This is a genomic window from Acinetobacter sp. 129952, from assembly GCF_056642055.1.
This window is the reverse complement of the sequence record NZ_JBWVSU010000006.1, coordinates 206,602-233,135: the sequence shown is the minus strand read 5'-3', so window position 1 is coordinate 233,135 and position 26,534 is coordinate 206,602. Positions and strand designations below refer to the sequence as shown.

The following is a 26,534-nucleotide window of genomic DNA, read 5'->3' as shown; positions in this document are numbered from 1 at the left end:
CGACTTCGGAGCCTTTTTCTACGACACAAACGGACAAATCGTTTAAGTTGTTTTCAATTGCAAGTTGACGGATTTTGATCGCAGCAGAAAGACCCGCAGGGCCTGCGCCTATGATGACGACGTCAAACTCCATCGATTCTCTTGTTATATCTTCCATAATATAAAATCCAATTTCGCTATACGATATTTATAGCATTATCTAAATCGGTTATGAAGCTTATTTTTGATCTTTTTATTTGGAATAGGAATTTATCTATTTTTTAAATCTTATCTATTTCACCGTATTAAAAAGGTTTGCTGTAAATTATAGATAAAGGAAGAAGATGTGTAGATTGGGTATTCAATAAGAAGAGCGACTGAATGTCGCTCTGATGATTAATTTTTTTATATATTATTGAGATTCATAGCAATATTGTTCACCATGTGAATCAGACGCGGTCCAATTTCATTTTCCAGTTTTTCCTGATTTAACAGATAACTTGGGGCACCACAGTTAAACGTTAATATCCCATGTTTGGGGTGAACCAACGGAACTGCCACGGAATTCACATCCTTAGCCCAGTCACCTAAAGACAGACAGTAGCCATAATCCTGATAATCACGGATTGCACGTTCCAGATTACGCTTGATCGTTGGCCACTGATCTTCGTTTCTTTTCTTGATGGCATCAAATAAATATTCGCGTTCCTTTACATCCATCGCTGCCAGACAGGCACGTCCCATGGCACTACTATGAATCGGTAAAGTCGAACCGACAGGGCGGCGCATAGTCAGTGTCGATTCTGTATGTACTACTTCCAGATAAATCATGCTGAGACGGTCACGGGTAGCCATTGCCACAGGGGCTTGGGAATAGCGTGACATTTCTTCCATAAATGGATAGGCCTGAGTACGTGCAGAAATATTACTCAAAGCTGCATAGCCTAAAGCCAATACCCCAACATCCAGTAGATATTTCGTGGTATTCGGCAGTTGTTTTAAATAACCTAAAGAAACCAGAGTGCTGGTAATACGCGCTACAGTCGGCTTAGGCAAGTTGGTTAATTGTGCAATTTCCTGATTGCCAAGTAATTGATTGGTCGCTGAAAAGCAACGCAAGATTTCCAATCCACGCGCAATAGATGCAATAAATTGAGGATTATTTTCTCTATGAATATGTGAAATCGGATCTAAACGGATTTCATCAAAATTGGGAATTTCACCAGTTTTATTTTTTGTCATGGTCAGGGCAATTAAAGTTAAATTAATGAATATGATAGCAACATAATTTCACGATACAAAATAAAACACTTCTACAAAAGATAAAATATAAGAAAAAGTGCCGAAATTATTTGTGGTCGAAAAGAATCCTGTTACCCAACTTTGAAGACAATATAAAATCATCTAGTTTTTTAGGTTTAACACGTAGCCAATATATTTAAAAAGTTTCGATTTCTCCGAAAGAGTCAGTGATCGATAAATATTACAGCAAGAAAAAAGGTTTAATTATCTATTCAAAAAAACTGATAAATAGAATAATCACTCATCAAAATATTTCGTATCGTGAAATTAAATATTAAACACAAATTAACTGGAATACCAGAAAAATTTCATTTTTTAGTTAAAATATAAAATTTTTAATAATTTCACTTGCTCAAAATGATTTTATATGATTATTTATTTCGTAATACGAAACAAAAATAAGGGTAAAGGAATTTACCTAAATTATATCCATGGAGATTCATATGATTCGTGATCCGGAAATGCTAGACCAACTTCTGTCAACGATTCGCGATTTTGTAAAAAATGAACTGGTGCCTCTTGAGCATGAAGTAGAAGAGAACAACGCCATTCCTGAACATATTGTGGAACAGATGAAAGAGCTGGGCTTGTTTGGCCTGACGATTCCAGAAGAATATGGTGGTTTAGGCATTACCATGGAAGAAGAAATTCTGGTCGCGATGGAGTTAGGTCATACATCAGCTGCATTCCGCTCTTTAATTGGTACTAACAACGGCATTGGCTCAAGTGGCATCATTATCGACGGTACAGAAGAACAAAAACAGAAATATTTACCGCGTTATGCAACGGGCGAAATTATTGGTTCATTCTGTTTGACCGAACCGGATTCCGGCTCAGACGCTGCTGCTTTAAAAACCAGTGCAGTCAAAGACGGCGATTATTATATTTTAAACGGAACTAAACGCTTCATCACCAATGCACCACGTGCCACGACATTTACCGTGATGGCACGTACCAATCAAGAGATTAAAGGTGCTAGTGGTATTTCAGCATTTTTAGTTGAAGCAGGCACGCCTGGTTTAAGCCTAGGTAAAATTGACAAGAAAATGGGCCAACATGGTTCCTATACCTGTGATGTGATTTTTGATAACTGTAAAGTGCATAAAGATCAGCTGATTGGCGGTGTAGAAGGAATTGGCTTTAAAACAGCTATGCGTGTGCTGGATAAGGGTCGTCTGCACATTGCCGGTTATAGCGTCGGCATGGCAGAGCGTATGCTGGAAGACGCACTTAACTATGCAGTGGAGCGCAAACAGTTTGGTCAGCCCATTGCGAATTTCCAGCTGATCCAGGGTATGTTGGCAGACTCCAAAGCCGAGATTTATGCAGCCAAATGTATGGTTCTGGATGCTGCGCGTCTACGTGATGCTGGCCAAAATGTTACGACTGAAGCCTCTTGTGCCAAAATGTTTGCAACTGAAATGTGTGGTCGAGTTGCTGATCGCTGTTTGCAGATTCATGGCGGAGCGGGTTATATCAGTGAATATTCAATTGAACGTTTCTACCGTGATGTGCGTCTGTTCCGTTTATATGAAGGAACGACACAAATCCAGCAAATTATTATTGCGCGTGAAATGATTAAACAAGCAACCGCCTGATCTCATAATTTTAAAATAAGGAAATATTAAAATGACGACAAAAATTAGATTTGATTGGCAAGACCCGTTTTTAATCGAACAGCAACTGACGTCAGAAGAGCGCATGATCCGCGATGCAGCGGCAGCGTACTGTCAAGACAAACTGATGCCGCGTGTACTGGAACAGTTCCGCCATGAAAAAACCGATCCGGCTATTTTCCGTGAGATGGGTGAACTTGGTCTGCTAGGCCCAACCATTCCGGAACAGTACGGCGGTGCAGGTTTAAATTATGTCAGTTATGGTCTGATTGCTCGTGAAGTTGAACGTGTCGATTCAGGTTATCGCTCAATGGCCAGCGTACAAAGCTCTCTGGTGATGGTACCCATTAATGAATTTGGTTCTGAAGAGCAAAAGCAGAAGTATTTACCAAAATTAGCAACCGGTGAGTATATTGGTTGCTTCGGCCTGACCGAGCCGGATCATGGTTCGGATCCGGGCAGCATGATTAGCCGTGCCAAAAAAGTCGAGGGTGGTTACCGTTTAACTGGCGCAAAAATGTGGATTACCAACAGCCCGATTGCTGATGTATTTGTAGTTTGGGCTAAAGAAGTTTCTGCCGAAGGTAATGTCGGTGACATTCGTGGCTTTATTCTAGAAAAAGGCTGGGAAGGGCTTTCTGCTCCAGCGATTCACGGTAAAGTGGGTCTACGTGCCTCGATCACCGGTGAAATTGTAATGGATAACGTCTTTGTTCCAGAAGAAAATGCATTTCCGGAAGTTCGTGGTTTAAAAGGGCCTTTTACTTGCTTGAATAGTGCGCGTTACGGGATTGCCTGGGGTGCCATGGGAGCTGCAGAATTCTGCTGGCATACCGCACATCAATACACCATGGATCGTAAACAGTTTGGCCGACCACTTGCTGCGAATCAGTTAATTCAGAAAAAACTGGCAGATATGCAAACTGAAATTGCCCTTGGCTTACAGGTGGCTTTACGTTTTGGCCGCATGAAAGATGAGGGCATTGCGTCAGTTGAAGGTACGTCTTTAATTAAGCGTAATAACTGCGGCAAGGCGCTGGATATTGCCCGTTTGGCCCGTGACATGATGGGCGGTAACGGGATTAGCGATGAATTCGGTGTGGCCCGTCATCTGGTTAATCTGGAAGTGGTAAATACCTATGAAGGTACCCATGATGTACATGCCCTGATTTTAGGTCGTGCACAAACCGGAATTGCAGCCTTTTGCAACTAAACCTGACATCAACTTCTAGCCAGCATTGCTGGCTAGATTGTTTTACGGGTTTAAGAATTGTGCTTAATCACATCATTCAATGTATTGCTACGTGATTTCTGCAGAGAAAATTTATCAAGAACTTTGAAAATCATTTTATACCACCTTGCTAAAGCGTGGTAATGATCAGCGAATATTCTATATTTCACCTAAATAATTAAGTGAAATATGCATTTTAAAAAGGCACAGGAGTGCCGAAAAGTAGAAAGAGCATTATGGATACGATCAGTTCACAACAACACCCAGTGGAAGGTGGAAACGAACCCAAGCAAAGAGTCTGGATTCTGGCCTTTATTTTCTCATTTTTAGCATTATTGGTTGATGGTGCTGATATTGCGTTATTAGCCTACAGTCTGACCAGTCTGAAACAAGAGTTTTCATTAAGTAATATGCAGGCCGGTGCCTTAGGGAGCTGGACGCTTGCAGGCATGGCTATCGGCGGTTTTTTTGGTGGCTGGGCTTGTGACCGTTTTGGCCGGGTTCGTGTGATCGTCATTGCCATTGCATTATTTTCTTCATTAACCTTCTGGTTAGGATTCGTAGAAAGTTATGATCAGTTCAAATGGCTGCGCTTTACGTCTGCGATTGGACTAGGTGCTCTATATATTGCCTGTAACACACTCATGGCAGAGTATGTACCCACCAAATATCGCTCTACAGTATTGGCAACGCTTATGACTGGCTGGACTTTAGGCTCGGTGGTCGCAACTGTTCTGGCTGGATGGCTATTGCCTGAATTTGGCTGGCGATACCTCTATTATATTGCCATTATTCCAATTGTACTGGCCTTCGCGATGTACTTCTTGGTGCCTGAGCCGAAAGCCTGGTTAGATGCGCGTAAAGCACGCCTGGATGCAAAAGCCAGTGGTATTCTGCAGGAAAAACCAAAAAATACTTTTAAAATGATTTTTGAAGATGCACTTAGCCGTCGCATGTTTATCCTCTGGTCCTTCAGTACCGCATTTTTACAGTTTGGCTATTATGGGGTCAGCAACTGGCTACCGGCGTATTTAGAGACTGATCTGGGAATCAAGTTTAAAGAAATGACCATGTATATGATCGGGACTTTCCTGATCATGATGTGTACCAAAGTTATTGCTGGTTTTATCGCTGACCGGATTGGCCGTCGTGCGGTATTTGCTTTCGGCACTATGGGTACTGCAATTTTTATCCCTGTGATTGTCTTTGGTAATACGCCGGATAATATCCTCTGGCTGATGTTATTTTTCGGTTTTCTCTATGGTATTCCATACGGTATTAATGCGACTTACATGACAGAAAGCTTCTCCACCAAAGTGCGTGGAACAGCAGTGGGTGGGGCATATAACGTAGGCCGACTGGGTGCGGTGTTTGCACCTCTTACCATTGGCTATTTTGCTCAAGGAGGCTCAATTGGTACCGGCTTACTGATTATGGGCATTGCCTATTTTCTTTGCGGCCTGATACCCGCTTTCTTTATTAAAGACCGCTTATTTGATCCACAAAAGGCAGATTAATCTGCACTCGTAATATAGATAGAACATGCTAGGAAGCAATATGATGAATAAAATCACGCAGGATATCGAGACGGTACTTAAGCAAATTCCTGATGGTGCACACATTATGACCAGTGGTTTTGGTCTGGCAGGTCAGCCGGTAGAATTAATCGAAGCATTAATTGACTTTGGTCCTAGAGACTTAACCATTATTAACAACAATGCAGCTTCTGGAGATCGTGGTCTAACCAATCTGCTGTTGTCTGGACTGGTTAAAAAAATGATCTGTTCATTTCCACGAGCCAATAACTCAACCGTCTTTGAAGATCTGTATAAAGCCGGAAAAGTTGAGCTGGAACTGGTGCCACAAGGCAATCTGGCCTGCCGTATTCAGGCAGCCGGTGCAGGCTTAGGAGCTGTTTTTACTCCAACCGGTTTTGGTACCAAAATAGCTGAGGGTAAAGAAACCCGTAATATCAATGGAAAAGATTATGTGCTGGAATATCCGATACATGCTGATTATGCCTTGGTTTATGCCAATCAGGCAGATCAGTGGGGCAACTTGACCTACCGTAAGGCAGCACGGAATTTTGGTCCGATCATGGCCAAAGCAGCAAAAACCACCATTGCACAAGTCCATCAAGTTGTGGAACTGGGAGAACTTGATCCAGAGATCATTGTAACGCCAGGAATTTTTGTACAGCATGTGGTCAAGGTTGGAGATATTAAATAATGAATATTCAAAAACGTAGTCGTGAACAGATTGTAGCTAAAGTTGCACAAGACATTCCAACCGGCTCTTTTGTAAATTTGGGTATTGGTTTACCGACACGCGTAGCAGGTTATTTAAAACCTGAACAAGGAGTAATTCTACACTCGGAAAATGGCGTTTTAGGTTTTGCTGCATTGAGTGATCCTGAACAGGCAGATGATGATCTGATTAACGCCGGCAAAGAACTCGTAAGCATGTTGCAAGGTGGCAGTTTTATGAATTCTGCCGACTCTTTCGATATCATGCGAGGCGGGCATCTGGATATCTGTATCATGGGGGCTTTTCAGGTCGCTATTAATGGTGATCTGGCGAACTGGCATACCGGTAATGCTGATGCTGTACCTGCTGTAGGCGGTGCGATGGATCTGGCAGTGGGTGCTCGCTGTGTCTATGTTTGCATGGAACATGTGACCAAAAACGGTGAGGCAAAAATTGTTGAAGAACTGACTTATCCTCTAACAGGTAAACATTGTGTCAACCGTATTTATACTGATTTGTGTGTGATTGAATTAAAAGACCGACAAGCTCAGGTTATTGAAATAGTGGATGGCTTAAGCTTTGAAGAATTACAACAGCAGACAGGCTGTAAATTAGTGGACAGTCGTCAACAAGCAGCCTAAAAATAAGTCCGCAATATTCTGATTAAGTAAAAGTATAGTTTTAGATCACAGCTTCGGCTGTGATTTTTAAATTTTAGAATTATTATCAAATACACGTAATATTGACCATATTTCCGTATTTTAAAGATATAAATACAAACTTTTGCTAATGATTATTTTAATAATAAGTCTAAAATGTTAACAAGCTAAGGAAGGTGATAGTCTGAATGAATAATAATTGTGATGATCAAGAAATTTTTCATATTTTTAATCTGATTGGTCGCCATACTGAACTTAAGCCTATCCTCGATGTCATTAGCCAGTGGCTTGAATCGCGCATTCCAGATGCGCTTGTCACCATTATGCTCTATCAGGATGACACCCAAACTTTAAATGTTATAAGTGGCAAACAGCACTTTTCAAAAGAGTACTGTAATGCTATTCAAGATTTGAAAATTGGGCCAAATCAAGGATCGTGTGGCGTAGCTGCTTTCTTACGTCAGTTGGTCATTAGTCCGAATTTAATGAAAGACCCAAACTGGCAGCCTTACCGTGCTTTGGTAAACGCAGAAAAATTGTCTAGCTGCTGGTCTATGCCGATTATTAATGCTTCAGATATTCTATACGGAACGTTTGCCACCTATTATCGAACACCCAAAATACCGACTGAACCTCATATTCAGCTTTTACAGCAAGCGGCAAAATTAGTTGCCCTCGCAATCGAGCTTGATCAGGAACGTCAAAAAAGACATGAGCTTAATGAAAAATACAGCTCATTTTATACCTATCATCCAGATATTATTTTTGAACTTGACCTGCAGGGACATGTGCTTAATACCAATATTGCTTGCGAAGAAATTACAGGTTTTTCTAAAGCGCAAATTCATGGTCAGCACTATTGTGCCTTCATACCGCCCGAATTCCATGAACTTGCGAATGTTTCATTTTCAGAAGCAGCGCAAGGTAAATCTCAACATTATGAACTTCCAATTTATAATGTTGCAGGCGATATCTTATGGCTGGATCTGACCAATTTACCGATTATTCAAAATCAGAAAGTCACCGGTATTATTGGCATTGCCCGAGATATTACTGTATCGCGTGAAAACAAGGAGTCTCTACGATTATTAAAACGTGGGGTAGAGGCTAGTCCGAATAGTCTTTTTATTACCGATGTCTCTGAAGAAAGGCTAATGGTGTATGTGAATCCAGCTTTTCTAAAGCTCACCGGTTATACGGCAGCAGAAGTACTAGGGCAAAGCTGCTTTTTCTTACAGGGTCCAGATACTGATCCGGATCAGATTGCATTACTCAAGCAAGCGGTCAAAGAACAAAAAGAAATTCAGGTGACTATAAAAAGTTACTGTAAAGATGGTAGCTGGTTCTGGAATCGTTTAACCATAGGTCCTATTTTTGACCAGACAGGAACCTGCACCCATTTTTTGGGGATTCAGGAAGATATTACTCAGCAACGTATTCACGAAGAATATATTCAGCATCAGCATACCCATGACCATTTAACCGGTTTACCGAACCAGTATGCATTCAAACAGATTCTGGAAAATATTTTTGAAGCACGGCACAAGAGCTCCCAACCTTTAGTCTTGCTCTATATAGATCTGGATGACTTTAAAAATATTAATGACAGCTTAGGTCATCTGGTCGGTGACCAGATTCTCAAAATTGTGGGCGAGCGGCTGCAAAAATTTGTTCAAGGTAATAATGTGCTATGCCGCTTCGCTGAAGATGAATTTATTTTGCTGCTCTCAGGGACAGATGAGCACACTGAAGTCGAGGCGATCGCCGGAGAAATTCTTGATCTTCTTTCCATGCTGTTTATTGTTGATCAGTACAAAATACATTTAAGTGCCAGTATTGGTATCGTGGCAGATGACAGTTCGATCCACCATTCTTCTGAATTGATTTATCAGTCTGTTTTGGCGATGCAGGAAGCCAAAAGACAAGGTCGTAATATGTGGCAGTGGTATGAAAAAACCAGAATGCAGCCTGTCGCAGAAATAGACTATACCAATCTGCGTCTGGAACTCATGGAAGCGATCAATCAGGAAAATTTTGACCTGTTCTATCAGCCGCTGGTTCATCCTGAAACTGGACTGGTGACAGGTGTAGAAGCTTTAATCCGCTGGTGCCATCCGCAGCAGGGTTATATTTCCCCAGCGATTTTTATTCCGCTTGCAGAAAGAACCGGGCAGATTATTAGTGTAGGTCAATGGGTATTGGAAAAGGCCTGTCTAGATATTGCCGAGTGGAATAAGACACACAATAGCCAGATCACAGTATCGGTGAATATTTCTCCTTTGCAATTCCGTAGAGCAGGCTTTTTGCAAGTACTTGAACATGCGCTTGAACTCAGTCAATTACCACCGGAATTACTTAAAATTGAAATTACGGAAGGTGTCATCATTAATGGTGCAGATCGGACCATAGAAATTTTGAAAGCGGTGCGTGCTTTAGGTGTACAGGTTGCCATTGATGACTTTGGCACAGGTTATTCGAGTCTCAGTTATCTGCGTCGCTTGCCAATCAATCAAATCAAGTTAGACCGTAGTTTTATTGAAGAGCTGACCCTTGATGGTCAGGATGCTGCAATTGTGCAATCCATTATTCACTTGGCACATCAACTGGATCTGGAAGTTGTCGCGGAAGGGGTCGAAACCTTAAGCCAGGCCAGCTTGCTCTATCAACAGGGTTGTGATCTGCTACAAGGCTTCTTTTATGCAAAACCTGCACCTTTAACTGAATTGAAGCCTGCTTATCTTGCAATGGAAAATAGTAAATTGGATTAACTCTAAAAGTTAAGATATCAATATTTTCAACCGTTCTTCATGTAGAAAGGAAATGGCAAACAGACTTCAAGAATTTTCCTATTTTATGAGCGTATCGGTTCTATAATGTATGCTCAGCATAGAAAGTGGGATAAAAAATAAGATTTTTAACCCTCAAAGGTTTTTGACATTATTTATGGCTCAGGCTGAATATTGGCTAAATTTCTTTCTTGGTTCAGATCATAATAGTTAATCGCAAAAATCAACACGGCAAAAATAAAACCTAAAATGACACAGGCAGACCAGCCATAGCTTTTCCATAAATGCAGCGATAAAAATGCCCCCAGACCGGCACCAGAAAAATAACAGGTCATATAGATGGCATTAATCCGCGAGCGAGCCTGCATTGAAATTCGATAGACCAGATTCTGGTTCAAGACATGTAAACAGGAAATTCCGAAATAAGCCAGAATTAAGCCTAGGATATAAATCCATAAATAATTCTGGGCAAAGAATAAAGGAATCCAGGCCAGAATCAGTCCGCATGTAGCCAGATGCGCAATCCATTTTTCCCGATGCCTGCCAATCATTTTACCGGTCCACTGAGAGGACCAGATGCCGACCACCCCCACAATGCCCATAAGGCCAATCTGGAAATCGTTAAAATGATACGGTGCTTCAGCCAGAATAAAAGTCATGGTAGTAAAGATAATACTCAGCATGCCAAAGCCCAAACCTCCGATCATACTACGCCGGATCAGCATGGGTTCTGTTCGGGCAAAGGTAAATAGTGAGCGATAAATTTGCAATATATTCATCTGCAACTGGCTCTTGGCGCTCGGCAACTGGAACCACATGGCCAGACTTAGCAGAAGAATTGCACAACCACTAAATAGGTATACCGCATGCCAGGACCATAAAGTAGAAATCAGTCCGGCCACGGTACGGGCAAACAGAATACCAACCAGAACACCACTCATGAGCAGGCCAACGACTTCGGCACTTTTATCACGTTGCGACAGGCTGGCGGCAAAAGGAATCAGAATCTGGGTGGTAATCGAACAAAAAGAGGCGAGCAGGGTAAAGCCATACAACATATGCAGATTGGTACTGGCTGAAAGCCCAATAAGTGCCAGTCCGGTACAGAACATTAAACTGCAGATGTACAGCCGTTTTTCGAATAAATCCCCCAAGGGGACAAACAAAAATAACCCGGTGGCATAGCCAATCTGGGTCAGTACTACAGTCCAGCCAGACTGAGCTATACTAATTTGCAGATCCTCTGCAATAGAATAAATCAAGGGCTGGTTAAAATAGTTACAACCCGCGCAAAGTGCGCAGGTCATAGCCATCATAAACATAAATTTTCTTGAAATTTGCCCTTGGGCTGACATCCTTGTCTCCTGAGGCTTTAGAAACTATAAGTCGCCGATAAGTTCACACGAGAAACATCCGCTTCTCGATTATCAAAAGTTTCACGTTTGCCGTGGTGATATTCTGCACCCAGATTAACCTTTGGAACTGGAGAATAAATCACGTTCGCCACATAGTCAGTTAAACGTTTATTGGTTTCAGGATTCGCGCGTGCATAGTCGCTGGAATCATCAAAATCAACAATGCTGGCATTAATACTACTCCGTAGTTTCGGCGTAAATTTATGCGTGAAGCCAATATTTATACTATTGAACTCATTCAGTAAAAGTTCATTATTGGCTGCATTAACCGAATAATCTCCACCCCAGGCAGCGCCATCAGTTGTTGATCCTTGAGTCAAGAAAGCGGCAATACGCTGATCTCCGACCATATGGAAATAGTTCCCCTGGATCGAGTTTTGATCATCAAAACGGTAACGTCCACCAAGACCTACACCCCAACCGACTTTTTCAATATCACCTGTATCTGTTTGCGCCTGCTTTTGATTGACAAAGCCTTGAGCTAATAAATGAAGAGGGCCTGATTGATGAACATATTTAGTGGTTAATGCAGGCAAAGCAGAAGAACGATCGCCACCGGCCATATATTCCAGACCGACATTCCAGGTATTTTCTGGATCAAGTTTGAAAGCATAGCTCACCTGAGGCGTACGTAAGACTGATCCACCCAAGAACAAGCTGTAATCGACAGCTTCAGTGCTAATCTCTGGTGTTGACATCAATGACCAGGCCTGACCAAACGTCCAGTTATAGTATTTTAAGTGTGCATGACGGATACGTAATCCACCATCGCCTTTACCATTGTTGGTCCAGAAGTCGGCTTCTAAACGAGCAGAAACATTCGGATTGCCTCCTAGATCTTTGGCCAGGAAACCAATCCGGCTGGCAGCCGTAGTAAAATCGGAACGTACAGAATCCGGTTCAGTAAAAGGTACTTTATTAATCTGGTTAATGGTACGGCCACGGGCTTCAGTAGTACTTTTGAAATCGACTGCACCATCAAAGCGGATCAAGCCATAAACATCGACATTATCTACCATTGAACTCAGCGTTTTAGAGTCTTGCGCTTTGGCTTGTTCCTGCTGGTTCTTTAATGCAAGTTGCGCGGCTTTTTGTTGTTCTAGTTCTGCCTGGATTTGCTTTAACTGTGACTCAAGAAATTGCATACGGTCTTCAGAAGCTTCTGCTGAAAATGCCTGTGCTGAAGCAATACCACATAATGTCGCTAAAACTAATTTTTTCATTTCTTAATCCCTAAAGAAATTTTTAATCCTGAATGAAAGGAGACCTTTCTATACTGACGTGTTGTAAATATTTGAAGTGAGGAAGGCAGCGATTTGACCTGCCTTCCGAAGTAGGGTTTATTCTGCTTTTTGCGGATCGTATAAACGGTCTTTAATAAACAGGGCAGGAATCAAACCGCATAGGAAATATGCTGCACCCATTACCAACAGACCTGTACCGATCGAACCATGCATCGCAAGATAACCAATCGTAATTGGCGCGAAGATTGCACCGATACGACCAATATTGAATGCACCGCCCACCGCTGTACCACGAACACCAGTCGGGAAACTTTCGGTTAGATAGGTTGCATTGATGGCATATGGAATACCGTACAGGAAGCCGAAGATTAGCATCAGTACGCCAATGTTATCGGCATTATGCATATACACCACGACAGGGATAAATAGCGCTGTTCCCATGGTGCCGAAAGCAAACACAATACGGCGACCAATTTTATCAGCAACATAACCTGCAATGATTTTGGCGAATATCATGGTCAAGAAAGTACCAATCATATAGATCGCCATTTCCTTGAATTTGATCCCTAATTCCGCTTCCAGATAACTTGGCAGCCAGTTGCTCACTCCAAAGTAACCGAATAAGAGAAAACCTGAGCTGAATGACCATAAGATAAACATTCTGCCGTGTGTTTTATCTTTTAAAATAGTGATATATGGATTGCCTTTTTTTGCATTATTATCGACGATCTGGCCAGTTCTTTTCATTTCCCGAACACGTTTCCACGATTCTGGTTCAGGCACCATAAAGTGCATGAGGATACCGAGTGCTAAAGGTGCAATGGTAATCCAGTACAGCATACGCCAGCCGAACTCAGGAATAATCCAGCCTGAAAGCATGGTAATCACCAGAGAACCCAGAGTAAAACCGGTCATCAATGTTGCCAGCACTGTGGTACGGTATTTGGTTGGCACATATTCAGACATCAAGGTATTACAGGCAATATATAAACAGCCTAAACCCAAGCAAGAAAGAGTACGTAAAATTGCAAATTCAGTATAAGACTGAGCAAAACCTGAGTAGGCTGACAAGATCGAGAAGGCGATGGTGGCCAGTACAATGACGCGGACACGTCCAAATTTGTCGCATGCCCATCCACCAATAAAACCTCCTATCCCCATTCCTAAAAGAGAATAACTTCCCAAGGCACCGGCCTGTACAGAAGTTAGTCCCCATTCAGCTTTCAGACTGGTCAGACTGAAAGCCAGAATCCCGATATCTGCACCGTCACAGAGCAAAATCAGAAAAGCAAAGACAAAAGCCGTCATCCATAGACGTTTTGGCGCCTGTTTAATGGTATCCGTGGAGGAGACATCGGTTTTATTGTCTCCTGTTACGATGGTATCGCTTGTCATTTTTATATCCTCTATATATTAAAAGTAGCATTTCCTCTGCTACCGCTAAATCCATTTTTCTTCCTCACGGAAACATTTTCCTGATCTAACAGACTTGCTCTGCATACAACAGCCGCTGCATTTATTATCAGGCTACATTCGATTTTTCACGCTTTACGCTAAATCAAAATCATCTCATTGCTGGAAAATTTGATTTCGTAAATTAATTTTAAGTTCTGCCTTATGGCGATTATTCATTTAAATGAATAATCAGATTACATTTAAAATACTTAATTCCGTATTGCGAAATCAATTAATCATAAAATAACAAGATGAACAAGAGTTTTTACTCTATTTTTAGTAAAAAATAACTTTTTTGAATTCTGGAGTTAAAAATCCTTGATTTATAGCTTGAGAAACCTTAGTTTTATATAAAATAAAATTTCGCTATACAAAATAAATGGAGTTTTTTAATGGAACAGGTCGTTCAAATAGAACAAATCTCAACTCATGTAGCGATGGTTAAAATTCATCGACCAGAAGCGAAAAATGCCCTGAATACAGAAGTGCGTCAGAAACTTGCGGCGGCTTTTTTGCAACTGAATGACGATGAAAATGTACGTGCCATTATTCTTACCGGTGGTGAAACAGATTTCGCAGCAGGTGCCGATCTTAAAGAACTGGCCAATGCAGAAACCATTCAAATGATGCAGCGCCGGACTGAACGTTACTGGCAGGCGATTGCACAGTGTTCAAAACCGGTGATTGCAGCTGTAAACGGTTATGCACTTGGTGGTGGCTGTGAACTGGCGATGCATGCAGATATTATTATTGCCGGGAAAAGCGCCCAGTTTGGTCAGCCTGAAGTGAAAGTGGGTGTCATGCCGGGTGCCGGTGGTACCCAGCGATTATTCCGTGCCGTGGGTAAATTCCATGCGATGCGCATGATCATGACCGGTTGTCTGGTACCTGCACCGGAAGCCTATCAAATTGGTCTGGTGTCCCAGGTGACTGAAGACAGTGAAACCCTTGCTACAGCTATCAAGATGGCGGAAGGCCTAGCGAAAATGCCGCCAATTGCTTTGGAGCAAATCAAGGAAGTGGCTTTATTGGCTGAAGATGTGCCGCTTAATGCCGGACTTACCCTGGAACGTAAGTCTTTCCAGATGCTGTTCTCATCCGAAGATCAAAAAGAAGGTATGCAGGCCTTTATCGAAAAACGTAAACCAAATTATCAGGGACGATAAGCATGAGTATTCGGATTCAGAAAATCGGCATTATTGGTGTAGGCACGATGGGTGCAGGTATTGCCCAGATCGCGATTCAGTCTGGTCATGATGTGATACTGTTTGATGCCAAAGAAGGGGCAGCCGAACAGGCACAGGACAAACTGGCCAAAACATTAAATACCTTGGCAGATAAAGGAAAATTCAGCCATGAAAAAGCCGCTGAAGATATTGCTCATCTATCGACTGCCCAGCAGCTAGAAGACTTGAAAGATTGTGACTTGATTGTTGAAGCGATTATTGAAAATCTGGAAATCAAGCAAAAACTGATGCAGCAGCTTGAAGGAATTATAAAACCAGAAGCGATTCTGGCATCTAATACGTCTTCGCTGTCGATCAGTGCAATTGCTGCCAATTGCAGTCAGCCAGAGCGTGTTGCCGGTTATCACTTCTTTAATCCGGTCCCACTCATGAAAGTAGTCGAAGTGATTGAAGGCTTTAATACCCGTGCAGATATTGTTGAAGCATTAACCCAGCTCTCTACAAAAATGGGTCATCGTCCGGTCAAAGCTAAAGATACTCCAGGATTTATCATTAACCATGCCGGCCGTGCCTTTGGTAGCGAAGCCTATGCAATTCTGAATGAAAATGTCACACCATTTTATGATATTGACAGGATCTACCGTGACGGAATCGGTTTCAAAATGGGGCCGTTTGAATTAGGTGATCTGACCGGTATGGATGTCTCGCACCCGGTGAGTGAATCGATTTATCATCAGTATTATGAAGAAGCACGTTACCGTCCAAGCGTGATTACCCGTCAGCGTTTTATTGCCAAGCAGTTAGGTCGTAAAACCGGTAAAGGTTTCTATGATTACACTTCGGGTAGCAAAGAAGGTGATGTTGCTCCAGCATTGGTTGAAAAGTTAAGTCAATATCCATCAGTCTGGCTAGGCACCGAATATGACGAAGACCGTCAGGCACTTGAGCAATATCTGCAGCAGTTCAATATCCAGATTGAGCAAACTGAGACACCTTCAGCAGAGGCTTTAATCCTGATTGCCACTTATGGTGAAGATGCAACTTCAGCCGCTGTCCGTTATCAGCTGGCACCTCAGCAAGTGGTGTGTATCGATCTGCTATATGGTCTGAACAAACACCGTACCTTGATGCCAACTTTTATCACCCAACCTGAGCTGGTAAAAGCAGCCCAATCGATTTTCAATCTGGATGGTGTGACCGCCAGCGTAATTCAGGAAAGCGTAGGCTTTGTGGCTCAACGTGCTTTGGCAATGATTGTGAATCTCGGCTGTGATATTGCCCAGCAAGGCGTTGCAACGGTAGAAGATATCAACATCGCGGTGAAATTAGGCCTTGGCTATCCATATGGTCCAATTGAATGGGGGGATGTGCTGGGAGCTGAAAAAATTCTAAAAATTCTGGATCGTATGACTGCGATTACCCGTGACCAGCGTTACCGTCCAAGTCCTTGGTTGCGTCGCCGCGTTCAGCTTGGTCTACCACTTGTTCATACAACACATTAATTAGAAAGTTAAAGGAATAACACTCATGTTAAATGCATATATTTATGATGGTTTACGTTCGCCAATCGGTCGCCATGCAGGCAGTCTGGCAAGCGTACGTCCAGATGATCTGGCAGCAACAGTCATTAAAAACCTGCTGGAAAAAACCGGTATCCCGGCAGCAGATGTAGAAGATGTAATCTTTGGTAGCACCAACCAGGCCGGTGAAGACAGCCGTAATGTGGCACGTTTTGCAGCATTGTTAGCAGGTATGCCGGTAACAGTTCCAGGTCAGACGGTAAACCGCTTATGTGCATCAGGTCTCGGTGCTGTGATTGATTCGGCACGTGCCATTACTGCAGGTGAAGGCGAGTTGTACATTGCCGGTGGCGTAGAAAGTATGACCCGCGCGCCTTTTGTGATGGGCAAAGCAGAAAGTGCTTATTCACGTGATGCCAAAATTTATGACACCACGATTGGTACCCGTTTCCCGAACCGTAAATTTACGGATCAGTTTGGCGCGCACAGTATGCCTGAAACAGGTGATAACGTGGCTGAAGAATTTGGTATTAGCCGTGAACAGGCTGATACCTTTGCTGCTGCATCACAGGCAAAATATCAGGCAGCGAAAGAAGCAGGTTTCTTTGAAGGTGAAATTACCCCGATTGAAGTTTCTCAAGGACGCAAATTGCCGCCTAAACAAATTACTGAGGATGAGCATCCACGTGCTTCTTCAACATTTGAAGCTTTATCCAAGTTAAAACCGCTATTTGAAGGTGGTGTAGTAACAGCAGGTAATGCATCAGGAATCAATGACGGCGCTGCAGCACTGATTATCGGCAGTGAAAAAGTGCAGGAACAGTATGGCTTAAAACCTTTAGCTCGTATTCTGTCTTCTGCAGCCGCTGGCATTGAGCCACGCATCATGGGAGCAGGCCCAATTGAAGCGATTAAAAAGGCAGTACAGCGTGCGGGTTTGACGCTAGACGATATGGATATCATCGAGATTAATGAAGCCTTTGCCAGTCAGGTATTATCTTGCCTGAAAGGTCTGGATGTCGCTTTGGATGATCCGCGTGTCAATCCAAATGGTGGTGCGATTGCCATTGGTCATCCACTGGGCTGTTCGGGTGCGCGTTTGGCTTTAACCGTTGCACGTCAGTTACAGCGTACCGGTAAAAAATATGCCGTGATTAGTCTGTGTATCGGTCTGGGTCAAGGCTTGGCGATGGTGATTGAAAACCCTGAAGCTGCATAACAGTTTAGTCATAGTCTTAATGCCATGTATCTATGATATGCATGGCATTCTTTATTGGGATTCTTCTTTCAAAATAAAAATCCCTGCACATGCAGGGATTGATTACATCACTGTAATGATTTACTTACGGGCAGTGACTAATAAAGTCGCTGAACCAAAAGCATAAACTTTACCTTCTTTATCGATAATTCGGCCTTCTGAGGTCAGTACATTACGCCCGATCCGGATGACTTCACCAATAGCTGTATAGGTTTCGCCGCTTTTCATCGCTTTCAGCATTTTTACATTCAGGTCAATAGTCGAGAAACTGACACCTGCATCTACTGTCGTATGCACGGCAGCGCCAGTGGCACTATCTAGAACCGTTGCACAAAAGCCGCCATGAATACCACCCTGTAAATTATAATGGCGCTGATCAGGACGCACCTCATATTCCACATAGTTTTCGCGCACCAAGATCAGACGCATGGGAATAATTTCACTCATGGCTGAACTGGAAATTTCCCCATTCTTAATTGCGGTTAGATATTCGAGTCCGTTTAATTGTGATGTGGGCATATCAACTCCTTGTAATGATTTATTTCGCTTTATGAAATAATATTCTGTTTTTCTAAAATTATGATATAACAGATAGTGATCGAAATGCTATATTTTTCCAGGATGGAACGATGACAATAAAAAATCTCGTCACAGATGCTGAATGGCAGGCACGTTGTGAACTCGCAGCGCTTTATCGCATTATTGCGCATTACCGGATGACTGATTTAATTGATACCCATATCAGTTTAAGAGTCCCTGATCAGCCTGACTGTTTTCTGATTAATCAGTATGGTGTCGCTTTTGAAAAAATGTGTGCCTCAACGCTGGTCAAGATTAATCATGAAGGGCAGGTCGTAGAAAGCTATGAACAGGACAAGCCAGTGAATATGGCTGGCTTCGTCATCCACTCCGCAATTCATGAAGCACATGCTCATCTGAACTGTGTCATTCATACGCATACCGCAGACGGCATAGCAGTGTCTGCACAGAAACACGGACTTCTTCCCATTTCCCAGCATGCGCTGAAATTTTATCAGCAGGTGGCCTATCACGAATATGAAGGCGTGGCACTCTCAACAGATGAGCAGGAACGCCTGATTCAGGACCTAGGCGGCCATCGCGCCATGATTTTACGCAATCACGGACTTTTAACAGCTGGCGAAACCATTGCACGGGCCTTTCATGAAATCTATTTCCTTGAGCGTGCCTGTCAGGCACAGGTGAAAGCCTTAAGTGGCGGTGCCGAACTGCATTATCCAGCAGAAGAAGTCCGAATTAAAACCGCCAAGCAGTTCGCCAGTCCTTTGGTTGAACCGATTTTACAGCGTGCCTGGCAGGCTGCGTTATCCTTGATTGAGCATCAATATACGGAGTATGCATCATGATTGTAATATCCAGTACTGTGCCGAATATTGAAGTCATTCTGGTGAAGTCTTTTCAGAAATATGCGCCTGAGGGTAGTTTTTGTACACTGGACAGCCCGGAAGCTGAACAGGCGACCACAGCAGCTTCGTGGTTTCCAGATCTGGAAAAACTCTGGCAACTTCCAGAACTTGGTCTAATTCATTCGATTGCTGCAGGAGTCGAACATTTAAATTTAAACGAGATTAGATCTGACCAGTCAGTCTGCCGGGTACTGGATCCACATCATCAAAAGGGCATGTTTGATTATCTGCTTTGGGGTGTGCTGTATTTTCAGCGTTATTTTGACCGCATGATCCAGCAGCAAAAGCAGCAGTTATGGAAACAGTATCGTCAAAGTTATAGTCATCATATCCAGATCGGGATTATGGGCCTTGGCCATATGGGCGGTTATGTGGCAAAACGTTTTGCCGACATGGGCTATCAGGTGTCTGGATGGTCCAATTCCCCAAAAGAGATTGCTCAGGTGAAAAGCTATGTAGGCCAAGAACAGCTTTCCGAGTTCCTGGCCCACAGCCAGATATTGATTAATCTGCTGCCACTCACTGAAGAAAACACCGGTATTCTTTCTGCTGAATTATTTCAACAGTTACCTGAACACGCTGCTCTTATTCAGGTGGGTCGTGGGCAGCATTTAATCGAGCAGGATCTACTCAATGCACTGGATTCAGGTCATCTCCGTGGCGCAATTGTCGACGTATTTGAACAGGAGCCATTAGCTGCTGAACATCCATTCTGGCAGCATGAAAAGATCGTAGTTACACCACATGTCGCCTCACATGCGCCTATGTCTGTGGTGGTGGAACAGATTCTGGAAAATGACCGACGCTTAAATCTCGGGCTGGATTTGTGCCATCAGGTAGATGTCAATAAGGGCTATTAAGTGTAGGGATACAGGCAAAAAAATAAGGAAATTAATGATGTGGAAAACGATTCAAACTCAGGTTCAGCAAGGCGTCGCGACCTTAAGCTTTAACCGCCCGGATTCACTCAACAGTTTTAACCGGCAAATGCATGAGGAAGTGCAGCAGGTGCTGAAAAACTGGAATAAAGATCCGGATATTCGGGTGATTGTGATTCGCGGTAATGGCCGGGCGTTTTCAGCAGGACAGGATTTAAAAGAACGTGCTGGACAGCTCGGCAATGTGCCTTTGCCACCGCAAGGCTCGCTGGCCAAATACTATAATCCCTTGATTAACCTGATCCGCCAGAGTCCCAAACCGGTGATTGCAGCAGTGAATGGTGTGGCTGCCGGTGCAGGTGCCAATATCGCACTGGCCTGTGATCTGGTCATTGCCAAGGAAAGTGCCCGATTTATTCAGGCTTTTTCTAAAATTGGCTTGATTCCTGATGCCGGTGGCACCTGGATGTTGCCACGTTTAATCGGTTATGCACGTGCCATGGCACTCACTTTTCTGGGCGAACCGGTGCATGCCAAAGAGGCCGCCGAAATGGGCATGATCTGGAAAATGCTTCCAGATACAGAATTTGATGCTTATATCGACGACATTGCACAGCGATTATCTCAACAGCCGACTTATGCGCTCGCTTTAACCAAACAGGCCTTGCAACGCAGTGCTGAAAATAACATAGACCAGCAACTGGAGCTGGAACAAAACCTGCAATATCTGGCTCTGAGCAGTCAGGACTATAAAGAAGGTGTCCAGGCTTTTGTCGAAAAACGCCCTGCACAATTTACCGGATGCTAAGGAGAGCATTTATGAAAATTAAGACCCGTATTACCGAGCTTTTAGGCATTCGCTATCCAATTATTCAGGGCGGCATGATGTGGGTCGGTACCGCAGAAATGGCCAGTGCCGTATCTAATGCAGGTGGCTTGGGAACATTAACGGCATTGACTCAACCGACGCCTGAAGCCCTGGTCAAGGAAATTGCACGCTGCCGAGAAATGACCGATCAGCCTTTTGCAGTCAATCTGACTTTATTGCCCGCTGTGAATCCGCCGCCATATGCAGAATACCGACAGGCAATCATTGAAAGCGGTATCAAGATCGTAGAAACAGCAGGCAACAAGCCTCATGAACATATTGAGGCGTTTAAGCAACACGGCATTATTGTCATTCATAAATGTACTTCCGTCCGTCATGCGCTTTCAGCACAAAGAATTGGCGCAGATGTTATTTCGATTGATGGTTTTGAATGTGCGGGCCATCCGGGTGAAGACGATATTCCTGGCATGATTTTAATTCCTGCGGCAGCAGATCAGCTCACTGTGCCGATTGTGGCCAGTGGCGGTTTTGCTGATGGTCGTGGTCTGGTCGCAGCTTTGGCTTTGGGTGCCGAAGGCATCAATATGGGTACACGCTTTTGTGCCACTCAGGAAGCCCCGATCCATCCAAACATCAAACAGTTTTATGTCGATAATGATGAAAGGGCGACACATCTTTTGTATCGACAGTTCCGAAATACCGCCCGTGTTGCCAAAAATGCAGTATCTGATCTAGTCGTTAAAATGAGTGAAGATCCAAATCTGCAATTTGAACAGATTCGTCCCTATGTCAGCGGTTTAAAAGGCAAGCTCGCTTTAGAAAATGGCGATGTGGATGCGGGAGTTCTGACTGCAGGTCAAGTGATGGGATTGATTCATGACATTCCGACTTGTCAGGCGCTGATCGAAAATATCATGCAAGATGCAGAGCAAATTATTCATCAACGTCTGACTCATTTCTTGGCTCGTTGAACCATTTCATTGACGATCAAACAAAAAAGTCATTCCGTCATGAATGGCTTTTTTTCATCCTGAAGATTTTTTATTTTTAAATGGGAAATTTCATCGAATGACTAGATTTTATTCTTTAAATTATATTATAGTGGATTTAAAACATAATTTCGTATTATGAAATTAATTGTCATAAATATACAAATTAGAACTCATACAAGGGAATTACGATGAGAAATTATATTGCGCCATTAAAAGACATGAAGTTTGTCCTGAAAGACCTGTTAAACGTTGAACAGAAATATCAGGGCTATGCAAAATTCGCAGACAAGGTTTCTATGGATATTATGGAGCAATATCTGGAAGTCGCTGCGGACTTTTGCCAAAACGAACTTCTACCGATTAATGCGACAGGCGACCAGCAGGGTTGCCGTTTGCAGGATGGCATCGTAACTACTCCAGATGGGTTTAAAGCAGCTTATGACAAATATGTAGAACTCGGCTTTACCTCTTTAACCGGTGATGAACAATATGGCGGTCAGGGCTTCCCAACTTTATACCGGATTGCTATTTCTGAAATTATTACTGCAACCAACTGGTCGTGGGGGATGTACCCAGGTCTGTCACATGGTGCCATGCGTACTTTAGAGCACCACGGGAGTGATGAACAAAAACAGAAATTCCTGGTACCTTTAATTGCAGGTCGCTGGACTGGAACCATGTGCTTGACTGAATCTCATGCCGGTTCTGATCTGGGGCTGATCCGTACCAAAGCTGTGCCAAATGAGGACGGCAGTTACAGCCTCAGTGGCGAGAAAATCTTTATCTCAGCCGGTGAACATGACCTGGCTGAAAATATCGTGCATATCGTACTGGCACGTTTACCGGATGCGCCTGCGGGAACCAAAGGTATTTCGCTGTTTATTGTTCCGAAATACAATCTGGATGAAGCTGGTAATGTGGCTTCCCGTAATGGCGTAGTGTGTAGTGCCATTGAACACAAGATGGGCATTCACGGTAACGCGACCTGTGTGCTGAATTTTGATAATGCCAAAGGTTTCCTGATTGGGCCTGAAAATCGCGGCCTGAACTGCATGTTTACCTTTATGAACTCGGCACGTATCGGTACAGCCATTCAAGGCTTGGCAGCAGCAGAATCTTCTTATCAGGGTGCATTGGCTTATGCCAAAGACCGTCTGGCCATGCGTTCACTGGAAGGTGCGAAAGCGCCAAACCAGCCTGCAGATCCGATTATCGTGCATCCGGCAGTACGCAATATGCTGCTGACTCAAAAGGTGTTTGCAGAAGGTTCACGTGCACTTGCATATTATCTGGCGACCTATGCCGATATCGCTGAAGCCACTGACAGCCCGGAAGAAAAGAAAGCAGCTGAAGACCGTCTAGCATTATTAACCCCTATTGCCAAAGCATTAATGACTGAAACCGGCATAGAAGCGGCTAAACATGGTATGCAGGTTTTCGGTGGTCACGGTTATATTGCTGAACATGGCATGGAACAGATTGCCCGTGATGCACGTATTGCCAGCCTCTACGAAGGAACCACTGAAATTCAGTCCATTGACTTGCTGGCACGTAAAGTGCTGGGCTCAAAGCTGGGTCTGCTGACCGCATTAACCGATGAAATTCAGGGCTTTGTAAAAGAACATCAGCAAGATGTCCAGTTGAGCCAGCAAGTTGCACAAGTCAGCCAGTTGACTGAACAATGGCTGGAATTAACTAAAACCATTCAGGAACAGGCTCAACAGTCTGCCAATCAAATTGGGGCAGCATCAGTTGACTACCTATATTTCTCTGGTTATGTCGTGTCCGCTTATTTGTGGCTGAAAATGGCGATTACGGCACAGCAGAAAATTGAAGAAGGCAATACTGATCCCTTCTATGCAGCCAAGATCAAAACGGCACAATTCTTCTTTGCACGTATTTTGCCAAGAACTTCAACCCACCTTGCCAATATTCAAGCGGGTGGTGAAAGCCTGTTTTTACTTGAACCTGAAGAGTTTAAATTCGATTAAAGCTTTTGACCCACGATACTCGTGTCGTGGGTCTTTTTTTAATAATTTTTGCATCCTAATCCCATTCAAATATTGAGAGTTATTCTTTGGTATTGAATAAACCATAAAACAACAAGATCAGGAGTCTATATGGATTTAGACATGATTACTCGACAGTTTCCTTATACTGATCGGGAGCTTACTTTTCATGAAGTCGGACAGCGCTCTGCATTTCCCACTATTATTTTGATTCATGGCACCGGTGGAAATACCGACAAGCATTTCAGCTATATTTTTCCGATGCTGGGTATTCATCAGCGGGTTTTATCCATTGATTTACATACCCCCGATAAAGCTGATCTGGCGGTGACCGATTTTAGCCAGCAGGTTGAAGCACTGATTCAGCATGCAGTTGCAGAAGATGAAATCATTACAGTGGTAGGCTATTCACTCGGTGCCGTGGTTGCTGCACAAGTAGCAGCCAGTTTAAAACAGCGTGTGGCTCGTTTGATTCTGTTGGCTGGTTGGACCAAAACCAGCTCGGTACAGCAACTACGGACGACTATCTGGCAACAGTTATTTAATGAACAATCTGCGGCCTTGCCTCATTTTGTCAATTATTGCCTGTATAGCGATGATTATCTGTCTGCACGAAGTGAACAGCAGGTGTTGGATCTGGCACGTTTTGTTAAACCTTCCCAAGATGCAGCCAAACAGCGCGAACTGAATTATCACATTGATATTACATCAGCTTTGTCTGACATCTGTGCAGAAACTCTAGTCGTTGCCTGTCGTGAAGACCGTATGGTGCCTGTAGCCCAAGCAAAACTGCTGTTTGCTTCAATTTCGAACAGTCGCTATATCGAAATTTCTTCAGGACATGCGCTCTATATCGAAGCGCCGGCAGAAGTGGTGCAACTGGTGAATCAGTTTAGCCAGCATCCACAGCAGTATCCGGCCAATCAAAAAATCCAGCCTTATATGCCTTAAAGGAGATAAATAATGCAAGCTAAAGGACAGCGCAGCAAGATTCTAATTGTAGGCAGCGGTTTTGGTGGTTTGGGAATGGCAATCCGCCTTAAACAGCAGGGCATCCACGATTTTAAAATCATTGAACGTGCAGCAGAAGTGGGCGGTACTTGGCGTGACAATACCTATCCCGGAGTCGCCTGTGATGTACCTTCCCATTTATATTCTTTCTCGTTTATTAAAAATCCCAACTGGTCGCGTGTCTTTCCACAAGGGGTAGAAATTCAGCGCTATTTAATTCAATGCTGTGATCAGGAAAATATCCGGCCCCATATTAATTTTCATACCCAACTGGAAAAGGCCAGCTGGAATGCACGAGAACGCATCTGGGAAATTCACACCTCTATAGGTCTGTATCAGGCTGAGATTTTAATTACCGCAACCGGGCATCTGGCAGATGAGCATCTCCCGAAAATTCCGGGGCTGGAAGAATTTGAAGGCCAAGTGATGCATTCCGCGCGCTGGAACCACGAGCTGAATCTGGAAAATCAACATGTCGTTGTGGTGGGTTCTGGTGCTTCTGCCATCCAGCTTGTGCCGGAAATTTCCAAAACAGCCAAAAGCCTGACCGTCTTGCAACGTAGTGCGCCATATATTTTGCCCCGACCAGACCGAGCTTATTCTGAGTCAGAAAAACAGCTTTTCCGCAAAGATCCGGACAGTATGTCGGCCCTCAGACATTCCTTGTTCTGGGGCAATGAATACAATTTTGCCCAGCGCCGTAATCTGAAAAGCCAGATTGAGCGGGTCAAGAAAAACTGCCTGCAATTCTTAAAACATCAGATTTCAGATCCTGAATTACAGCGCAAACTTACGCCGAATTATGAACCTGGTTGTAAGCGCTTATTGCTTTCTAATGATTATTATCCGACTTTTCTAAAACCAAATGTCACACTTGAAGACTCAGCATTGGCAGAAGTTATGAAAGACGGTGTATTAAGCCAGGCTGGAAATAAATTTTCTGCAGATATCATTGTATTTGCGACAGGATTTGAAGCGGCACGTCCACCCTATGCCGCAAAGGTGGTGGGTAAACAGGGTTTAAGCCTGGAGCAGCAATGGTCCAGCGGTATGCAGGGTTATCAGTCAACGACCGTACACAACTTTCCAAACCTGTTCATCCTGAATGGGCCAAATACAGGCAGTGGACATAATTCAGCACTTTATTTTCTGGAAACCCAGTTTGATCTGGTGCTGGATGCCTTGCAGTTTTTTGAGCAGGAACAGATTCAGGTCTTTGAAGCAGATCAAGAAGCTGAAAATAGCTATATGCAGGAGCTACAGCAGCTTTCGCAAGGTAGTGTCTGGTTATCGGAAAGCTGTAAAAGCTGGTATCTGGACCCGGTCAGTCGCAAGCTGACTTTGGTCTGGCCGGATTATGCTCATTCATTTAGGGATAAAAATCAGCATTTTATTCGTAGCGGTTATCACTACCAGTATGTTGAATCGAGACAGCAGAAAGTGGTGTAAAAATATTTAATTAAAATCAAAA

General features: G+C 43.4%; 22 protein-coding genes. 16 read left to right on the top strand and 6 right to left on the bottom strand.

Annotation, left to right across the window (positions count from 1 at the left end):
* Together AC1IR0_RS09160 and AC1IR0_RS09155 are read right to left on the bottom strand one after the other, a co-directional pair.
* Positions 1–157: FAD-dependent oxidoreductase (locus AC1IR0_RS09160; protein ID WP_441299231.1), on the bottom strand; the 157-nt coding region annotated here is incomplete at its 3' end.
* Between the two features lie 227 nt (positions 158–384).
* Positions 385–1,221 carry an IclR family transcriptional regulator gene (locus tag AC1IR0_RS09155; protein ID WP_004280319.1) on the bottom strand — a complete coding sequence of 279 codons (837 nt, stop codon included), beginning with the start codon at positions 1,219–1,221 and terminating at the stop codon, positions 385–387.
* Positions 1,222–1,724: 503 nt separating this feature from the next.
* On the opposite strand from AC1IR0_RS09155, the gene AC1IR0_RS09150 reads away from it, so the two are divergent.
* From AC1IR0_RS09150 to AC1IR0_RS09125, 6 genes are all read left to right on the top strand, one after another.
* On the top strand, positions 1,725–2,879 hold the full coding sequence (locus AC1IR0_RS09150; protein ID WP_004280318.1) for an acyl-CoA dehydrogenase family protein: 1,155 nt from the start codon (positions 1,725–1,727) through the stop codon (positions 2,877–2,879).
* A gap of 31 nt (positions 2,880–2,910) precedes the next feature.
* Complete coding sequence (locus tag AC1IR0_RS09145; RefSeq protein ID WP_005246320.1) at positions 2,911–4,110, top strand: acyl-CoA dehydrogenase; 1,200 nt, start codon at positions 2,911–2,913, stop codon at positions 4,108–4,110.
* Between the two features lie 254 nt (positions 4,111–4,364).
* Positions 4,365–5,645 (top strand): MFS transporter, encoded by a 1,281-nt coding sequence (locus tag AC1IR0_RS09140; RefSeq protein WP_004646972.1) that lies wholly within the window; start codon positions 4,365–4,367, stop codon positions 5,643–5,645.
* Between the two features lie 40 nt (positions 5,646–5,685).
* The gene (locus AC1IR0_RS09135; protein ID WP_004730985.1) at positions 5,686–6,357 is read left to right on the top strand and encodes a 3-oxoacid CoA-transferase subunit A; all 672 of its coding nucleotides are present in this window, start codon (positions 5,686–5,688) and stop codon (positions 6,355–6,357) included.
* Positions 6,357–7,016, top strand: a complete 660-nt coding sequence (locus AC1IR0_RS09130) for a 3-oxoacid CoA-transferase subunit B (protein ID WP_086044822.1) — start codon at positions 6,357–6,359, stop codon at positions 7,014–7,016. Before AC1IR0_RS09135 ends, AC1IR0_RS09130 begins: the two co-directional genes overlap by 1 nt.
* A 206-nt stretch (positions 7,017–7,222) precedes the next feature.
* Positions 7,223–9,802, top strand: coding sequence for a bifunctional diguanylate cyclase/phosphodiesterase (locus AC1IR0_RS09125; protein WP_409666659.1), 2,580 nt, complete (start codon positions 7,223–7,225; stop codon positions 9,800–9,802).
* 173 nt (positions 9,803–9,975) lie between these two features.
* Here the strand turns inward: AC1IR0_RS09125 and AC1IR0_RS09120 are convergent, their stop codons facing one another.
* The 3 genes from AC1IR0_RS09120 to AC1IR0_RS09110 form a co-directional block, all read right to left on the bottom strand.
* Positions 9,976–11,175 (bottom strand): MFS transporter, encoded by a 1,200-nt coding sequence (locus AC1IR0_RS09120; RefSeq protein ID WP_409654009.1) that lies wholly within the window; start codon positions 11,173–11,175, stop codon positions 9,976–9,978.
* 17 nt (positions 11,176–11,192) lie between these two features.
* Complete coding sequence (locus AC1IR0_RS09115) at positions 11,193–12,458, bottom strand: DcaP family trimeric outer membrane transporter (RefSeq protein ID WP_479741323.1); 1,266 nt, start codon at positions 12,456–12,458, stop codon at positions 11,193–11,195.
* Between the two features lie 117 nt (positions 12,459–12,575).
* Entirely contained in the window at positions 12,576–13,874 is a 1,299-nt protein-coding gene (locus tag AC1IR0_RS09110; RefSeq protein WP_004730974.1) for an MFS transporter, read from the bottom strand.
* A 452-nt stretch (positions 13,875–14,326) separates the two neighbouring features.
* Between AC1IR0_RS09110 and AC1IR0_RS09105 the strand changes: the two genes are divergently transcribed.
* Genes AC1IR0_RS09105 through AC1IR0_RS09095 form a run of 3 tightly spaced genes read left to right on the top strand, consistent with a single transcriptional unit; the run spans position 14,327 to position 17,860 of the window.
* Complete coding sequence (locus AC1IR0_RS09105) at positions 14,327–15,100, top strand: enoyl-CoA hydratase (protein WP_121979790.1); 774 nt, start codon at positions 14,327–14,329, stop codon at positions 15,098–15,100.
* A 2-nt stretch (positions 15,101–15,102) separates the two neighbouring features.
* Positions 15,103–16,623, top strand: coding sequence for a 3-hydroxyacyl-CoA dehydrogenase (locus AC1IR0_RS09100; RefSeq protein WP_409654016.1), 1,521 nt, complete (start codon positions 15,103–15,105; stop codon positions 16,621–16,623).
* A gap of 25 nt (positions 16,624–16,648) precedes the next feature.
* Positions 16,649–17,860 (top strand): 3-oxoadipyl-CoA thiolase, encoded by a 1,212-nt coding sequence (locus AC1IR0_RS09095; protein ID WP_004646962.1) that lies wholly within the window; start codon positions 16,649–16,651, stop codon positions 17,858–17,860.
* Positions 17,861–17,980: 120 nt separating this feature from the next.
* Here the strand turns inward: AC1IR0_RS09095 and AC1IR0_RS09090 are convergent, their stop codons facing one another.
* Positions 17,981–18,418 (bottom strand): PaaI family thioesterase, encoded by a 438-nt coding sequence (locus AC1IR0_RS09090; RefSeq protein ID WP_103800035.1) that lies wholly within the window; start codon positions 18,416–18,418, stop codon positions 17,981–17,983.
* A 110-nt stretch (positions 18,419–18,528) separates the two neighbouring features.
* Between AC1IR0_RS09090 and AC1IR0_RS09085 the strand changes: the two genes are divergently transcribed.
* The 7 genes from AC1IR0_RS09085 to AC1IR0_RS09055 all read left to right on the top strand — a co-directional run bounded on the left by AC1IR0_RS09085 (position 18,529) and on the right by AC1IR0_RS09055 (position 26,512).
* Positions 18,529–19,284, top strand: coding sequence for a class II aldolase/adducin family protein (locus AC1IR0_RS09085; RefSeq protein ID WP_148334787.1), 756 nt, complete (start codon positions 18,529–18,531; stop codon positions 19,282–19,284).
* On the top strand, positions 19,281–20,204 hold the full coding sequence (locus AC1IR0_RS09080) for a 2-hydroxyacid dehydrogenase (RefSeq protein ID WP_374952795.1): 924 nt from the start codon (positions 19,281–19,283) through the stop codon (positions 20,202–20,204). The genes AC1IR0_RS09085 and AC1IR0_RS09080 overlap by 4 nt, the downstream gene beginning before the upstream one ends.
* A gap of 37 nt (positions 20,205–20,241) precedes the next feature.
* Positions 20,242–21,030: an enoyl-CoA hydratase-related protein gene (locus AC1IR0_RS09075; protein ID WP_409654132.1), complete on the top strand. Its 789-nt coding sequence runs from the start codon at positions 20,242–20,244 to the stop codon at positions 21,028–21,030.
* Between the two features lie 11 nt (positions 21,031–21,041).
* On the top strand, positions 21,042–22,022 hold the full coding sequence (locus AC1IR0_RS09070; protein WP_409654023.1) for an NAD(P)H-dependent flavin oxidoreductase: 981 nt from the start codon (positions 21,042–21,044) through the stop codon (positions 22,020–22,022).
* Positions 22,023–22,231: 209 nt separating this feature from the next.
* Positions 22,232–24,034 carry an acyl-CoA dehydrogenase C-terminal domain-containing protein gene (locus AC1IR0_RS09065; RefSeq protein WP_409654026.1) on the top strand — a complete coding sequence of 601 codons (1,803 nt, stop codon included), beginning with the start codon at positions 22,232–22,234 and terminating at the stop codon, positions 24,032–24,034.
* Positions 24,035–24,163: 129 nt separating this feature from the next.
* Positions 24,164–25,003: an alpha/beta fold hydrolase gene (locus tag AC1IR0_RS09060; protein WP_409654029.1), complete on the top strand. Its 840-nt coding sequence runs from the start codon at positions 24,164–24,166 to the stop codon at positions 25,001–25,003.
* A 12-nt stretch (positions 25,004–25,015) separates the two neighbouring features.
* Complete coding sequence (locus tag AC1IR0_RS09055; RefSeq protein WP_180191015.1) at positions 25,016–26,512, top strand: flavin-containing monooxygenase; 1,497 nt, start codon at positions 25,016–25,018, stop codon at positions 26,510–26,512.
* The last annotated feature ends 22 nt before the right edge of the window (positions 26,513–26,534 follow it).

What these genes read in the sequence shown, in the direction of transcription:
- AC1IR0_RS09095 (WP_004646962.1), top strand. Translation starts at nt 16,649, where the DNA reads ATGTTAAATGCATATATTTATGATGGTTTACGTTCGCCAATCGGTCGC.
- AC1IR0_RS09105 (WP_121979790.1), top strand. Translation starts at nt 14,327, where the DNA reads ATGGAACAGGTCGTTCAAATAGAACAAATCTCAACTCATGTAGCGATG.
- AC1IR0_RS09135 (WP_004730985.1), top strand. Translation starts at nt 5,686, where the DNA reads ATGATGAATAAAATCACGCAGGATATCGAGACGGTACTTAAGCAAATT.
- AC1IR0_RS09155 (WP_004280319.1), bottom strand. Translation starts at nt 1,221, where the DNA reads ATGACAAAAAATAAAACTGGTGAAATTCCCAATTTTGATGAAATCCGT.
- AC1IR0_RS09075 (WP_409654132.1), top strand. Translation starts at nt 20,242, where the DNA reads ATGTGGAAAACGATTCAAACTCAGGTTCAGCAAGGCGTCGCGACCTTA.
- AC1IR0_RS09115 (WP_479741323.1), bottom strand. Translation starts at nt 12,458, where the DNA reads ATGAAAAAATTAGTTTTAGCGACATTATGTGGTATTGCTTCAGCACAG.
- AC1IR0_RS09055 (WP_180191015.1), top strand. Translation starts at nt 25,016, where the DNA reads ATGCAAGCTAAAGGACAGCGCAGCAAGATTCTAATTGTAGGCAGCGGT.
- AC1IR0_RS09110 (WP_004730974.1), bottom strand. Translation starts at nt 13,874, where the DNA reads ATGACAAGCGATACCATCGTAACAGGAGACAATAAAACCGATGTCTCC.
- AC1IR0_RS09120 (WP_409654009.1), bottom strand. Translation starts at nt 11,175, where the DNA reads ATGTCAGCCCAAGGGCAAATTTCAAGAAAATTTATGTTTATGATGGCT.
- AC1IR0_RS09100 (WP_409654016.1), top strand. Translation starts at nt 15,103, where the DNA reads ATGAGTATTCGGATTCAGAAAATCGGCATTATTGGTGTAGGCACGATG.
- AC1IR0_RS09130 (WP_086044822.1), top strand. Translation starts at nt 6,357, where the DNA reads ATGAATATTCAAAAACGTAGTCGTGAACAGATTGTAGCTAAAGTTGCA.
- AC1IR0_RS09125 (WP_409666659.1), top strand. Translation starts at nt 7,223, where the DNA reads ATGAATAATAATTGTGATGATCAAGAAATTTTTCATATTTTTAATCTG.
- AC1IR0_RS09085 (WP_148334787.1), top strand. Translation starts at nt 18,529, where the DNA reads ATGACAATAAAAAATCTCGTCACAGATGCTGAATGGCAGGCACGTTGT.
- AC1IR0_RS09080 (WP_374952795.1), top strand. Translation starts at nt 19,281, where the DNA reads ATGATTGTAATATCCAGTACTGTGCCGAATATTGAAGTCATTCTGGTG.
- AC1IR0_RS09140 (WP_004646972.1), top strand. Translation starts at nt 4,365, where the DNA reads ATGGATACGATCAGTTCACAACAACACCCAGTGGAAGGTGGAAACGAA.
- AC1IR0_RS09090 (WP_103800035.1), bottom strand. Translation starts at nt 18,418, where the DNA reads ATGCCCACATCACAATTAAACGGACTCGAATATCTAACCGCAATTAAG.
- AC1IR0_RS09065 (WP_409654026.1), top strand. Translation starts at nt 22,232, where the DNA reads ATGAGAAATTATATTGCGCCATTAAAAGACATGAAGTTTGTCCTGAAA.
- AC1IR0_RS09150 (WP_004280318.1), top strand. Translation starts at nt 1,725, where the DNA reads ATGATTCGTGATCCGGAAATGCTAGACCAACTTCTGTCAACGATTCGC.
- AC1IR0_RS09060 (WP_409654029.1), top strand. Translation starts at nt 24,164, where the DNA reads ATGGATTTAGACATGATTACTCGACAGTTTCCTTATACTGATCGGGAG.
- AC1IR0_RS09145 (WP_005246320.1), top strand. Translation starts at nt 2,911, where the DNA reads ATGACGACAAAAATTAGATTTGATTGGCAAGACCCGTTTTTAATCGAA.
- AC1IR0_RS09070 (WP_409654023.1), top strand. Translation starts at nt 21,042, where the DNA reads ATGAAAATTAAGACCCGTATTACCGAGCTTTTAGGCATTCGCTATCCA.